This is a genomic window from Phaeobacter sp. 11ANDIMAR09, assembly GCF_001294455.1.
In the GTDB taxonomy this organism is placed as follows: Bacteria; Pseudomonadota; Alphaproteobacteria; order Rhodobacterales; family Rhodobacteraceae; genus Pseudophaeobacter.
Genome location: NZ_LIKT01000009.1, coordinates 24900 through 37967 on the forward strand (window position 1 = coordinate 24900; position 13068 = coordinate 37967).

15 protein-coding genes are annotated in these 13068 nt (G+C 59.6%); 6 read left to right on the top strand and 9 right to left on the bottom strand.

The features are described 5' to 3' along the window. Positions 1-2: 2 nt before the first annotated feature. The 3 genes from AN476_RS09625 to AN476_RS09635 all read left to right on the top strand — a co-directional run bounded on the left by AN476_RS09625 (position 3) and on the right by AN476_RS09635 (position 2200). The gene (locus AN476_RS09625) at positions 3-776 is read left to right on the top strand and encodes a phosphoadenylyl-sulfate reductase (protein WP_054461166.1); all 774 of its coding nucleotides are present in this window, start codon (positions 3-5) and stop codon (positions 774-776) included. A 5-nt stretch (positions 777-781) separates the two neighbouring features. Further along, positions 782-1183, top strand: a complete 402-nt coding sequence (locus AN476_RS09630) for a DUF934 domain-containing protein (protein ID WP_054461168.1) — start codon at positions 782-784, stop codon at positions 1181-1183. Positions 1184-1339: 156 nt separating this feature from the next. Continuing rightward, positions 1340-2200 carry a ferredoxin--NADP reductase gene (locus AN476_RS09635; protein ID WP_054461170.1) on the top strand — a complete coding sequence of 287 codons (861 nt, stop codon included), beginning with the start codon at positions 1340-1342 and terminating at the stop codon, positions 2198-2200. Positions 2201-2317: 117 nt separating this feature from the next. On the opposite strand, the gene AN476_RS09640 is transcribed toward AN476_RS09635, so the two are convergent. Together AN476_RS09640 and AN476_RS23370 are read right to left on the bottom strand one after the other, a co-directional pair. Continuing rightward, the gene (locus tag AN476_RS09640; protein WP_054461171.1) at positions 2318-3052 is read right to left on the bottom strand and encodes a hypothetical protein; all 735 of its coding nucleotides are present in this window, start codon (positions 3050-3052) and stop codon (positions 2318-2320) included. Continuing rightward, positions 3049-3534 (bottom strand): hypothetical protein, encoded by a 486-nt coding sequence (locus AN476_RS23370; RefSeq protein ID WP_253279873.1) that lies wholly within the window; start codon positions 3532-3534, stop codon positions 3049-3051. The genes AN476_RS09640 and AN476_RS23370 overlap by 4 nt, the downstream gene beginning before the upstream one ends. Here AN476_RS23370 and infC point away from each other — a divergent pair. The 3 genes from infC to AN476_RS09655 all read left to right on the top strand — a co-directional run bounded on the left by infC (position 3475) and on the right by AN476_RS09655 (position 5508). Further along, positions 3475-3960 carry a translation initiation factor IF-3 gene (gene infC, locus AN476_RS09645; protein ID WP_253279878.1) on the top strand — a complete coding sequence of 162 codons (486 nt, stop codon included), beginning with the start codon at positions 3475-3477 and terminating at the stop codon, positions 3958-3960. The two genes, AN476_RS23370 and infC, sit on opposite strands and share 60 nt — an antisense overlap. A 184-nt stretch (positions 3961-4144) precedes the next feature. Next, complete coding sequence (locus AN476_RS09650; protein ID WP_054461174.1) at positions 4145-4747, top strand: cyclopropane-fatty-acyl-phospholipid synthase family protein; 603 nt, start codon at positions 4145-4147, stop codon at positions 4745-4747. Positions 4748-4896: 149 nt separating this feature from the next. Continuing rightward, positions 4897-5508 (top strand): methyl-accepting chemotaxis protein, encoded by a 612-nt coding sequence (locus tag AN476_RS09655; protein ID WP_083464308.1) that lies wholly within the window; start codon positions 4897-4899, stop codon positions 5506-5508. 49 nt (positions 5509-5557) lie between these two features. Here AN476_RS09655 and AN476_RS09660 read toward each other — a convergent pair whose 3' ends face one another. From AN476_RS09660 to AN476_RS09690, 7 genes are all read right to left on the bottom strand, one after another. Continuing rightward, positions 5558-6349 (bottom strand): xanthine dehydrogenase family protein subunit M, encoded by a 792-nt coding sequence (locus AN476_RS09660; protein ID WP_054461178.1) that lies wholly within the window; start codon positions 6347-6349, stop codon positions 5558-5560. Positions 6350-6460: 111 nt separating this feature from the next. Continuing rightward, a complete protein-coding gene (locus AN476_RS09665) occupies positions 6461-8824 on the bottom strand; it encodes a xanthine dehydrogenase family protein molybdopterin-binding subunit (RefSeq protein ID WP_054461179.1) in 2364 nt (787 codons plus the stop codon). 119 nt (positions 8825-8943) lie between these two features. Then, positions 8944-9429, bottom strand: coding sequence for a (2Fe-2S)-binding protein (locus AN476_RS09670; protein WP_054461184.1), 486 nt, complete (start codon positions 9427-9429; stop codon positions 8944-8946). A 236-nt stretch (positions 9430-9665) separates the two neighbouring features. Next, a complete protein-coding gene (locus AN476_RS09675; protein WP_054461185.1) occupies positions 9666-10685 on the bottom strand; it encodes a molybdopterin-binding protein in 1020 nt (339 codons plus the stop codon). Further along, the gene (locus AN476_RS09680) at positions 10682-11674 is read right to left on the bottom strand and encodes an XdhC family protein (protein ID WP_157063730.1); all 993 of its coding nucleotides are present in this window, start codon (positions 11672-11674) and stop codon (positions 10682-10684) included. Before AN476_RS09680 ends, AN476_RS09675 begins: the two co-directional genes overlap by 4 nt. A gap of 214 nt (positions 11675-11888) precedes the next feature. Next, the gene (locus tag AN476_RS09685; RefSeq protein WP_054461188.1) at positions 11889-12479 is read right to left on the bottom strand and encodes a DUF6691 family protein; all 591 of its coding nucleotides are present in this window, start codon (positions 12477-12479) and stop codon (positions 11889-11891) included. A 3-nt stretch (positions 12480-12482) separates the two neighbouring features. Continuing rightward, positions 12483-13034 (bottom strand): YeeE/YedE thiosulfate transporter family protein, encoded by a 552-nt coding sequence (locus AN476_RS09690; RefSeq protein WP_054461190.1) that lies wholly within the window; start codon positions 13032-13034, stop codon positions 12483-12485. Positions 13035-13068: the final 34 nt, after the last annotated feature.

Here is a 13068-nt window from a genome sequence, read left to right on the forward strand (position 1 = left end):
CCATGGTGAACCTTGAAACACAAAAGACCGAGGCGAGAGGGCCCATCGTCTCTCAGCCCGAGTTGATTGAAAAGGCAGCGGGCCTCAACGCCCGCTACCGCCACCATTCGGCCACCGCCGTGATGCAGGGGGCGCTGGAGAATGCGGGCCATATCGCGCTGGTCTCCAGCTTTGGCGCTGAATCCGTGGTGCTGTTGCATATGGCCGCCGTAATCGACCCGATAGTGCCGGTGCTTTTTGTTGATACCGAACTGTTGTTCACCGAAACGCTGGTCTACCAGCAGGAGGTGAGCGAACGTCTGGGCCTGCGCAATGTTCAGATCGTCAAGGCAGCAGATATCGCAGCCAAAGACCCCTATGGCGCGCTACGGTTTTCCGACACCGATGCCTGCTGTGCGCTGCGCAAGACCGCGCCGCTGCAGGCGGCACTGGATGGCTTTGACGGCTGGATCACTGGACGCAAACGCTTTCAGGCCGGCAGCCGGGCCGCGCTGGAGTTCTTTGAGGTGGAAGAGACCAGCCAGGGCGCAACCGGGCGCATCAAGATCAATCCACTGGCCCATTGGGCGCCAGAAGATGTGCGCGCCTATATGACCGAAAATCGCCTGCCACGGCATCCGCTGGTGGCCAAGGGCTATCCTTCGATCGGCTGTGCCCCCTGCACCAGCCCGGTTGCCGCCGGCGAAGACCCCCGCGCCGGACGCTGGCGTGACCAGAACAAAGAAGAATGCGGCATTCACGTGGTGAATGGCAAATTCATCCGCACAGGAGCATGAGTGACATGACTGTAATCGTAAGTGATGCGGGCTTTGGTCCCGAGACCTGGGCCGCAGGCTTTGAAGGCGAAACCGCTCTGGATCTTGCCTCCGACACCGATCCCGCCAGCCTGGGCAGCCAGCTTGCTGGGGTCGAGATGATCCGCATCGATTTTCCCAGCTTTGCCGATGGTCGCGGCTTTACCCTGGCGCGTCAGCTGCGGCTGATGGGCTATACTGGTCGTCTGCGCGCCAAGGGCCATGTGCTGGCCGACCAATATGCCATGGCGCGCCGCACCGGCTTTGACGAGGTGGAAATCAGCGATGATCTGGCCACCCGCCAACCGCAAGAGCAATGGCTTGCACGCGCGCAATGGGGCGCCCATAACTACCAGGCCCGCCTGCGCGGTGGCTCTGCCGCCGGCTAAGCCAGCCTCGCTTCGCCCGACTTCCCGTCAGATCCCTCCCGGTTCTGCCTCTCCCCTGCGTCACCGACGTAGCGGCGATGCAGATTCCGGGGCTTCCCCTGACCTACATCAAAGATTAATCAGAGGTGCCGGTTTAAGAGACTGGTAGTGCAACCGATGAACGAGATTTCACCTGTGACCGATGCTGCGACCGATACGCCCGTAAAGGCGACCCCAACCCTGCCTGACGCCCAGACTGTGACTCAGGTCAAACACTGGACTGACCGGCTGTTTTCCTTCCGCTGCACCCGCCCGGCGTCGCTGCGCTTCCGTTCCGGCGAGTTCGTGATGATCGGCCTGATGAACGACCCCGACCCCAAAACCGGCAAGGTCAAGCCACTGCTGCGCGCCTATTCCATCGCCTCGCCCTCCTGGGACGAGGAAATGGAGTTCTACTCGATCAAGGTCGAAGACGGCCCGCTGACCTCGCGGCTGCAGCACATTCAGCCCGGCGACGAGATCATCCTACGCCCCAAGCCTGTTGGCACCCTGGTGCATGACGCGCTGATCCCCGGCAAGCGCATCTGGTTCTTTGCCACCGGCACCGGCTTTGCGCCCTTTGCCTCGCTGCTGCGCGAGCCACAGACCTATGAGGACTATGACGAGGTCATCATCACCCATACCTGCCGCACCGCAGGCGAGCTGACCTATGGCCGCGAGCTGATCGAAGGTCTGCAGCACGATGAGCTGCTGAACGAGGTCATTGGCGAGGGCTTCTGGAAGAAAATCAAATACTACCCCACCACCACCCGCGAAGAGAGCCCCAAGATGGGCCGGATCACCGATCTGATCAATTCGGGCGAGGCCTATGAGGATCTTGGCGTCACTCCGCTGTGCCCCTACAATGACCGGGCGATGATCTGCGGTAACCTAGCCTTCAATCTCGAACTGAAAGCCATGTTGGAAGCCGCCGGCCTGGAAGAAGGCGCCAATTCCAAACCTGCACAATATGTGGTGGAAAAAGCCTTCTTGGACTGATCCCACAAAAGCCAAGGCTGGCGTTTGGCTTTGCGATCATCAAAAAAGGGCAGCTCCAACTGGAGCTGCCCTTTCTATTTGGAACCGCTGGGACCCGTCATAGGTCCGCGAGGCGGGTTACAGACCCAGCGCCCCTTTGACCTGGTCCAGCACACCCGACAGCAGCTCGGGATTGTCCTTGGCCTGGGTCAGAGCAGTGCTCAACATGGTCTTTTTGACGTCTCCCAGTTCGGAGCCATTGATCATCTCGATCACTTTGTCGAAGTCAAAGCCATCGGTGGTCAGATATTGCGCCATGCCAACCAGGGCATTGCCCGCGCCAGAGGCCGCGTCAGTGGCTGTCTCCGCAACGGCCTCAACCGCTTCGCTTGCGGTCTCTGCCGCCTGGGTTGCGGTCTCGGTTGCTGTGTCAGCAACAGCGCTGGCAGCATCGCTTGCAGCTTCCGTCGCGGTCTCGGTCACGCTCTCAACAAGGGCGCCAGCGCCTTCGCTGAGGTCGGCAGCACCACTGGCAGCCTCGGTCGCGGCTTCCACCGCTTCGTCGACGGCCTCGGTCACGGCTTGTGTGGCCTCTTCTGCTACGGCCTCAGCTGCCTCTGTTGCTGTTTCCACAACAGCTTCCGCTTCTTCAGTCACGGTTTCAACGACGCTCTCAACAACAGAACCCGCTTCCTCAACAGCCTCTTCAGTCGCGGTTTCGTCCGCTTCAACCGGCGCAGGCTGCACCACAGGCTCAGCTGCGGGCGCGACCTCTTCAACGGCAACCGGCGCGTTTTCCTGCAGGCTCTGGACGTAAAGATAGCCCACCGCTGCAACAACTCCCAAACCCAAGACAACAATAACCGGTTTCATAATCCGTCTCCTTTGCTCACTCTGCATTCTTGCAGACTTGATGGCCGCGAAGTGCGCTTGAAGCGGATACAAAACAAGGGGGAATAACGCGCAGGGTGGCTCATTCGCCAAACCTCGCCAACAGACTCACCCTTGCTAGGCGGGTTCCAGCCTGCCAATGCTATGCCTTTCTGGCCACCTTTAGAGACACCAAAAGGACCCGAGCCGGTCTCGATGTATAAAAAACCTGGATCCTGCCTCACAAAAGCAACAATCGCGCAGGAAATACGCGCCTGCAGGAGCGGTTGCACCTTGAAAGATTTCCATACTCCAGTTAGATTTCGTGCTCGAAAAACGAGAACCATCAAAGGATCAAAACCATAGCCCGCAGACCTCATAATGCGCCGCCGCAACGTGACACCGGCCCGCGCACGAACGAAAAAATTCGCGCCTCCGAAATTCGCCTGATCGGCGCTGACGGTGAAAATGTTGGCGTGGTACATCCAGCAAAGGCTATGGACTTGGCTGCTGAAGCCGGTCTTGATCTGGTTGAAATTTCGCCCAATGCAACCCCTCCTGTCTGCAAGATCATGGACTTTGGTAAGTTCAAATACGAGCAGCAGAAGCGGGAAAGCGAAGCGCGCAAAAAACAGAAGGTCATTGAAGTCAAAGAGGTCAAATTCCGGCCCAACACTGACACCAATGACTATGACGTAAAGATGCGCAATGTCTTCAAGTTCCTGGAGAATGGCGACAAGGTCAAAGTGACCCTCCGGTTCCGTGGCCGCGAGATGGCGCACCAGAACCTTGGTCGCGAGCTGCTTGAACGCGTCGCCGAAGACGTCAAAGAACTGGGCAAGGTTGAAAACATGCCCAAGATGGAAGGCCGCCAGATGGTCATGATGATCGGGCCGCTGCCACAGAAATAACGCCAAATGATTTTTGGATCAAAGCCGCCCCTTCCAATTGATGGAGGGGGCGGCTTTTTATTGAGCTGGTCTTGCCTGACGGTCTTGTTTCAAGTCTCTGCATGAATACCTTCCCCCCCAAGGGGCCGCGAGGAGCCGCGCTCGTAGCGGCCCCCCTAAAGGCCACAGCACACAGGAGCCGCACATGTGGGAAGACCGTTTCGCCAACTCCAAAGACTATGTCTTTGGCACCACCCCTGCCGGGTTCCTTTTGGCGCATGGCGCCTATCTGAACGCCGGTGATACGGCACTCTCAGTCGCTGATGGCGAGGGGCGCAACTCGGTCTATCTGGCGGAGCGCGGGCTTACGGTGACCGCTTTGGAGTTCGCCCCGTCAGCGCTGAAACGGGCCCAGGCACTGGCCCAGACACGGGGGGTGTCTGTTGACTATCGCAATTGCAATATCCTGACGGAAGACTGGTCAGAGCCAGACAGCTATGACCTGGTGGTGGCAATTTTCATCCAATTCACCGCAGCCGAGGGGAGAACCCGCCAATTTGACGGCATCCAAGCCAGTTGCAAACCAGGAGGGCTGGTGATGATCCATGGCTATACCCCCAAACAGCTGGAGTTTGGCACCGGCGGCCCCTCTGCGGCAGAAAACATGTATACGGAGGCCCAGATGCGCGCTGATTTCTCCGGTTGGGACATTCTGGAGTGCACATCCTATGAGCGCGATCTGCAGGAGGGGGCAGGCCATTCCGGACGCTCGGCTCTGCTGGATTTTGTCGCCCGCAAACCAGCCTGAGCCCGGCCTTACCGCCGCCGCCAGCATTTTCCGGCCCGCAGTCCATCCGCCTCAACCAAAGAGGTTTTTCGCCGCTAAGCGCAGAACTCTTTGGCCTGCGTTAACCCCTTTGCGCTATCTCTGACGGTGCAACAAGTGTGATGGTCTACATGTTAACTCTGACTGAAATACAAAACCGGGCCTTTATGGCCATCGGCCCCGCGCGGATCGCGGCGCTGTCTCTTCTTGTGCTCATGAACAAAGAGCACAGCGAAAAGGCTCAGGTGGCACGACAGCTGTCGATTGATCGCGTCACCGCAGCCCATGATATGCTCGGCACAAAGCTCCCCGAGATGCTAAAGGCCAGCAACCACAACCTGCCTGCCATGCTTGAACAGCAGCGCCAGGCCTGCTTTGAGGCCCTCAGCCCGCTGATCGAGGTGCTGAAAGATCCGGGCAAGGCACAGTCACCAGATTTCTCTGACCATTGCCTGTACCATCTGGAACCTTTGGTCTCCAGCTTCCTCAAAGAGATGACAGAGCATCTGATGGAAAGCCAGAAAGAGCTGGAGGTGGAGCGTCAGGCTGACATGCTCAAAGCCATCGCCAATGCAGAGGTTGTAGGCAAGAACATTCAGCTCATCGCCTTCAACGCCTCGATCGAAGCCGCCCGTATCGGTGACCTTGGCAAGGGCTTCACGGTGATTGCCTCAGAAATCCGCGATCTCTCCGGCAAAACCCAAAAGTTCCTCGACAATATTTCAGGTCTGCTGCGCACCTAGCACCAAAAAGACCCAGGCAGAGCAAATCTCCTGCCTGGGCAAACTGATATCAGGCCGCAGCGGCGACGGCCCGTTTGGTGAGAACGGCGATCAGATGGGCCCGATAAGCCTTGGAGCCATGGATATCGGCCATCATGCCATCGGCGGCCACCGTGAGCCCCTCCAGCGCATCAGCGCTGAAATTGCCACTCAGCGCCGCCTCAGCCTCCGCCCAGCGAAACACTCCCTCTTCCGAAGCACCGGTGACGGCAACGCGCACGCCATCGGCGAACTTGGCCACAAAAACCCCGACCAGCGCAAACCGTGAAGCAGGCTGAACAAATTTCTGGTAATTTGCGGCCTCCGGCACCGGCAGGCGTACCTGGGTGACAATCTCTCCCTCTTCCAAAGCCGTCGTAAACAGCCCGTCAAAGTAGTCATCGGCAGCGATCTCACGCGCATTGGTGACAATGGTGGCGCCACTGGCAAGCGCGGCAGCCGGATAACAGGCTGCGGGATCATTATTGGCCAGCGAGCCCCCAATGGTGCCACGATTGCGCACCGCAGGGTCCCCGATGTTGCCCGCCAACGCCGCTAGGGCAGGATAGCTCTGCGCGACTTCAGAAGCCACAACCCCGTGCGGGGTTGCGCCACCAATGCTGACAACACTGCCATCCGCGCTGATCCCCTGCATCTCGGCGATACCGCTCAAAGAGACCAGCTTGGAGGGGCTGGCCAGACGCTGTTTCAGTGTTGGGATCAAAGTTTGACCACCGCCCAGCGCCTGGGCCTCATCATCGCTGCCCAGCGCGGCCACCGCCTCCGCGATGCTGGTGGGTTTTTCGACATCGAAACTATACATTCCGCTTTTCCTTCCCAGAACCGGATCTCCCGGCTCTATCATCTTTCCCAAAGTATTCCGGGGAGCACGAGGGGCAGCGCCCCTCGCCCATCACCTCATCCCGGAGTTTTGCTACTCATTCATTGCCGACCAGACCCGTGCCGGGCTCAAAGGCATGTCCACATGGGTGACATCCTTGCCCATTGACTGCAGCGCGTCGACAACCGCATTGACCACCGCCGGCGGCGACCCAATGGCGCCGGCCTCGCCGCAGCCCTTGACCCCCAAGGGGTTATGGGTACAGGGGGTCTGGCAGGAATGATCGACCTGGTAAAACGGCAGATCATCGGCCCGAGGCATGGCGTAATCCATATATGAGGCCGACAGGAGCTGCCCATCCTCGTTATAGACAGCACCTTCCAGCAGTGCCTGACCAATGCCCTGACCAATGCCGCCATGCACCTGGCCTTCCACGATCATCGGGTTCACCACATTGCCAAAATCATCGGCAGCAGCGAACCGCTCAATGCTGACCTTGCCAGTCTCCGGATCCAGCTCCACCTCACAGGCATAGGCGCCTGAAGGATAGGTGAAGTTTGCGGGATCGTAGAAAGCCGTCTCTTCCAGACCGGGCTCGATATCCTCCAGCGGATAGTTATGCGGGACATAGGCCGCCAGGGTCACATCGCCCCAGGCCAGAGATTTATCCGTGCCCGCAACCGAGAACTGACCATCCTTCAGCTCGATATCCGCATCCGACGCTTCCAGGATATGGGCGGCGATCTTCTTGGCCTTGGTGATGATCTTCTCTGTGGCCCGCACCATAGCCGATCCGCCAACGGCCAGCGAGCGAGACCCGTAGGTCCCCATGCCCATTGGCGTATTGGCGGTGTCGCCATGCACGATTTCCACCATGCTCTCGTCAATACCGATCATTTCCGCGATCACCTGCGGGAACGACGTCTCATGCCCCTGTCCATGGCTATGCGACCCCGTCATCACCACCAGACCACCAGTGGCGTTGACCCGCACCGTAGCGCTTTCATAGAGCCCCGCACGAGCGCCTAGCTGACCCACCAGATTACTGGGAGCAATGCCGCAGGCCTCGATATAGCAGTTCACGCCGAGGCCACGCACCTTTCCCTTGGCTTCGCTGGCCGCGCGCCGCGCGTCAAAGCCCGCAAAATCGGCAATTTCTTCCAGCTTGTCCATTGTGGCATTGTAATCACCGGTGTCATATTCCACCGCCACAGGGGTGGCATAGGGAAATTCGGTGATGAAGTTCTGCCGCCGCAGCGCAATGGGATCCACGCCCAGCTCACGCGCGGCTTTGTCGATGACGCGCTCCAGCTGATAGGTCGCCTCGGGGCGTCCCGCGCCGCGGTAAGCATCCACTGGCACCGTATTGGTAAAGACCGCCTTCACGTTCACATAGATCAGCGGCGTCTTGTAGTTACCGGCCATCAACGTGCCATGCAGCCAGGTCGGCACCGAAGGTGCAAAGGTCGACAGATAGGCGCCCATATTGGCATAGGTATCGGTGCGCAGTGCGGTAAAGTTGTTATCCGCATCCAGCGCCAGCTGAATGGTGGAGACGTGATCCCGCCCATGGGCATCCGAGATAAAGGCCTCTGAGCGCGAAGAGGTCCATTTCACCGCCCGGTTCAGGGCCTTGGCGGCAAAGGTACAGAAAGCCTCTTCCGCGTAGTGGAAAATCTTAGTGCCAAAACCACCGCCCACATCCGGCGCGATGACGCGCAGCTTGTGCTCAGGGATGCCCAGCACAAAGGCGCCCATCAGCAGGCGGATTACATGCGGGTTCTGTGAGGTGGTATAGAGCGTGCTGTCGCCGGTGGCGCGGTTGAAATCGCCCACCGCCACACGGGGTTCCATCGGGTTGGCGATCAGCCGGTTATTGACCAGTTCCAGCGTCGTCACATGGGCCGCATTGGCAAATGCTTCCTCAACCGCGGGCTTATTTTCTTCAACAAACCCCCAGTCATAGCAGAGGTTCGAGGTCAGATCGTCATGGACCTTGGTTGCGCCCTCCTGCACAGCCGCTTTCATGTCTATGACCGCTGGCAGCTCTTCCATGTCCAACTCGATCGCCTCCGCGGCGTCACGTGCCTGTTCAGCAGTGTCCGCGACAACAGCGGCAATGGCATCCCCGACATATCGCGCCTTGCCCTGGGCCAGCACCGGATGCGCCGGTTCCTGCATCGCCTCGCCATGCTTGTCAGTGATCTGCCAGCCGCAGGGAATGCCACCCACGCCTTCAAAATCGGCGCCCGTGAAAATCCGCACCACGCCGGGCATCGCCGAAGCCGCAGCGGTATCAATGGAATTGATCCGCGCATGGGCCATATCCGAGCGCAGGAAATGCACATAGGCCTGGCCGTTGAGGTTGATATCATCGGTGTAATTACCGGTTCCTGTCAGGAACCTGACGTCCTCGCGCCGTTTTGGGCTGGCGCCGATGCCACTATCTTTAGGCATATTCAAATCTCCTCCCTGGAGGGTGCAGCCAGTGGCGCACCTCTTGGTTATGCAGTTTGATCTTTGCTTCTTGATATCTATCGGGGCCACACCTCCCAATGAGGCCCGGTAGGTTCGCCCTATTCGGCCGCGAGTGCAGAGACGTCCTGACCAGATGCTGCCATAATCGCCTTGACGATATTGTGGTAGCCGGTGCAGCGGCAGATATTGCCTTCGAGATACTCACGGATTTCCTGCTCGCTGGGCTTTGGGTTCTCTTTCAGCAGCGCCGCCGTCGACATCACCATGCCCGGCGTACAAAACCCGCACTGCAACCCGTGGTGGTCCTGAAAGGCTTGCTGAATGGTGTTGAGCGTCCCATCCGGCGCCGCCTGACCTTCGATGGTGGCAACCTCAGCGCCTTCGGCCTCGACGGCCAGCATAGTGCAGGATTTCACAGCGACACCGTTGACATGCACGACGCAGGCACCGCACTGGCTGGTGTCGCAGCCGACATGGGTTCCGGTGAACCCCAGCTCTTCGCGCAGGAATGACGACAACAGCGTGCGCCCCTCTGCCTCGCCGCTGGCGGCTTTGCCGTTCACGGTCATTGAGACCTTGGTCATGACTTCCTCCCATTTTGCTAGTTTTTTCTGGCTGTCAGGAGTTAAGCACGGGATGCCCGTGACGCGAACCCCCGAAGTCGTTTCGTTGCGTAACAAATTTACCGCTTGGCAAAATTCTGCTCTCAGCCAAAACGCGCAGGGACAAATCTTCCCTCATCGGCAAATCAACACAGGTAAAACAAGACAATTCGGCCCAAATTCCTGCGATCCAAGCCCCTCTAGCCCAAAAGCAACTGTCAATCCGAGCCCCGCGGCATAGGCCGAGTGGGGATCTCTTTGAGCAGCCCCCCCACGCCCATTGCAGCGATATCTGCGCTGGTCACCGGACAGCCACACAGGACCCGTTCCAATACCCAATCCGCCCCATTCAAAGCAGGCGAGCGGGCACAGCCCGGCAGGCCAATCACTGGCCGCCCTTGACACTCTCCTAGAAACAAAAGGTTGCCCGGATCTACCGGCATACCAAAGCGGGTCACCGATCCCCCCGCCTGGCGCAGCGCCTGCGGCGCCACATCCATCGGGTCCGAAGTGGCCGAGCCCGTGAGGATCAGCAGAACCTCTCCCGGTGCCGCCGCCAATGCGCCCGCCAGCTCTGCCTCGCGATGTGGGACCACAACACGGTCGCTCAACATCACTCCCATGCGGTGCAACCGCCCAGCCATTGATCGCCGCCCCTTATCCGGCGGGATCTCGCGACTGACGCGGGTTTCAATCAGGCTGGCTGTGGCAAAGACCGGCGGCAAGATCCGCAAGGCCCCCGCCGCACCAGCTCCGGCCTGTTCCAAGGCAGCAGCCGCCACCCCATAGGCGATAATTTTGATGGTGGCGATCATCCCATCCGCATCAACCCGATGATAATCCGGCACGGTGGCAATTGTTATCATCGGATCAATACCGTTCAGCGCCTCCAGCGCCGCGCGATCCAGCCGAACCAGTCCAGCCCCGAGCGCATAAAGGTTCACCCGCCCCGCTCCGGCACCCGAAATGCGAATGCCTTGGCTTTGCTCATCCGGCACCAGTGCCCGCGCCAAAGCCAGGGCCGCTGCATCCTCATGCAGGTCGCCCGCTTCCAGCCGCGCCACGGTGATTGTCTCATGGCCCTCTGCTGCCAGATCCGCCATATGTTGCGCGTTCAGAGTGGTGCCCTTGGCGATGCGATAGCACAGACCCGTGTCATAGGGCGACTGAGCCGCCTGCATAGAATGGGCCAGAATTGCCCCTTCGGCATCGGCCAAATTGACACCGCCAAACTTCACGTTGCCCTCCCCCGCAGCACCGCCGTCATCTCGGCCAGGATGGCAATGGCAATTTCCGCCGGACCGGCCGCGCCAATATCCAACCCGACGGGGCCGTGAATGCGGCTCAACTCCTGCTTCGAGAAGCCTGCCGCCAACATGCGCTCGATCCGGGCCGCATGAGTGCGTTTGGAGCCCAGCGCGCCAATGTAGAAACAGCTTTCCCGCAGCCCCGCCTGCAACGCTGGATCATCCAGTTTTGGATCATGGGTCAGCAGCACCAGGGCAGTGCGCGGGTCGAGGCCCAGAGCGGCAACCGCCTCATCCGGCCAATCATCCAGCAGCGTGACACCGGGAAAACGCTCGGGTGAGGCAAAGGCCGCGCGCGGATCAATCACCGCCGGGTCGTAGCCCGCCAACTGCGCCATCGGCACCAACGCCTGGGCAATATGCACCGCGCCGACCACCACCAGCCGCAGTGGTGGATTGTGTACAGCGACAAAGGTCTCGCCGTCCTCCTCTACCCCGGACCGGTCCAGCCGCATCCGGTCTGGGTAGTGATCGCGCAGCAAGGAGCCCTTGCCTGTGGTCAAATTGACCTCATAGGCCAAAGCCTCCCGCGCCTGCTGTGCCGCGACCAATTCGGTCAATAGCTCGACCGGCAAAGAGCCCGCCACCGGTTCAACCAAAATACGGATGGTGCCGCCGCAGGCCAGCCCAACGGCAAAGGCATCGCCATCACTGACGCCATATTCCAGCACCCGATGTTGGCCATCCACCAGCGCCTCCTGCGCCTCCATCACCACCGCGCCCTCAACGCAGCCACCTGAGACTGACCCCTCAAGGCGGCCATCGCCACTGACCACCAGCTGCGCACCAACCCGGCGCGGCGCGGAGCCCCAGGTCTGCACCACTGTCGCCAGAGCAGCCCCCTGCCCGGCCTGGTGCCAGTCCAGTGCGATTTGCGCTGCGCTGGCAGGGCTCTGCGGGTGGTCCGTGGTGTCAGCCATCTGGGTCATGCATCCTCTGTGCAGGCTCGAAATGGCCTGTCTCACCCCAAAGTGTGCGCATCCCCCCAAAGGGTTTCAAGCTGCAAAACATAAAGAACAAAAAAACATGGCGGCATCTGCTTGGAACGCAGATGCCGCCAAAGTACTTATCTTCCTGTCCAAAGGGTCCTGCAAGAGATGGCCAAAGCCCACCGCAGGCCCACAGCCTGCCGTCTTATTCTGCAGGCTCCACCGTTGGCTCGGGCCTGATGATCCGCTCGGGCAGAGCAAAGGCAATGACGATAAAGACCGCACCAAGCAAGAGCCCAACAAGGTCCCCTGGCAAAGTGGTCAGCCCATCATATTTGGCACCAGGAACCGTACCCAAGGTCACCTTGCCCCCGGCCACGGCATCCAGAAACCCGCTGGCTTTCCAGCTGGGATAGGTCAACATATAGGCCGCAGCGCCAAACAGACCGCCTGCGATAAAGAACAGCGCGTCTTTGCGCCCCGAGGCCGCAGCAACAACGCCGGTACCCGGGCAATAGCCCGCCAGCGCCCATCCTGTCCCAAGCATGATCCCCCCCAGGAAGACACCAAAATAGGCCGTTTTGACCGACATATGTCCGACATCCACCAAACCCAGCATCTGCCCGCCAAACATCAACACCGATCCCGTGCCGATGGCCAGCATGATCGATTTGGCCAAGTTCAGATTGGTTAGGTTCAACATCTTGCCGATATAGGTTGGGTTCGACGCGCCAACCCGATCAAGCACTGCCCCAAAGCCGGCACCAATGACCAGCGCAAGTATAATCGACATCATGGCTCAGGCCTCCTTTTTGAACAGCATCAGGGATACGGGGACGGCGGCGGCAAAGGCTCCGGCGGCAAAGATATAGCCCGACAATGCGGTCTGCATCATGCCCGACATCATATGGCCCGAGGTACAGCCCCCCGCCAGACGGGCGCCATAGAGCACAATAAACCCACCGAGAAAGGTGGCCGCATAGCGCAGCAGCTGGCTGTTGCCAAAATTTGCCCGCCACAAAGCAGGTACGGAGCGCTCCACCGCATCCATCCCGCCCCGCAGACGCATAGAGACAAAACCGCCCAGCGCCATGGCCAACACAAAGACAAAACTGTAGTTTAGCGGATTGGCGACTGATTTGGCATATTTGCCATTCGATTTTGCCAGATAGGCATTGGTCGAGGTATAGCCCTCGTCGGTTTGGGTCACCAGCTCAGCATTGACCACATCCCCAAGGATCCCATCCAGGATCACAAACTGGGTAGAAACCCCAATCGGTTTGACCAATAGCACCGCCAGAAAAAACACCAGCCCCAGCAGGAAGCCTCCGGCTTTCCAATTCAATGGCATGTTCCAGCCCTCCTGTTACATTCAGGTTTTGCAA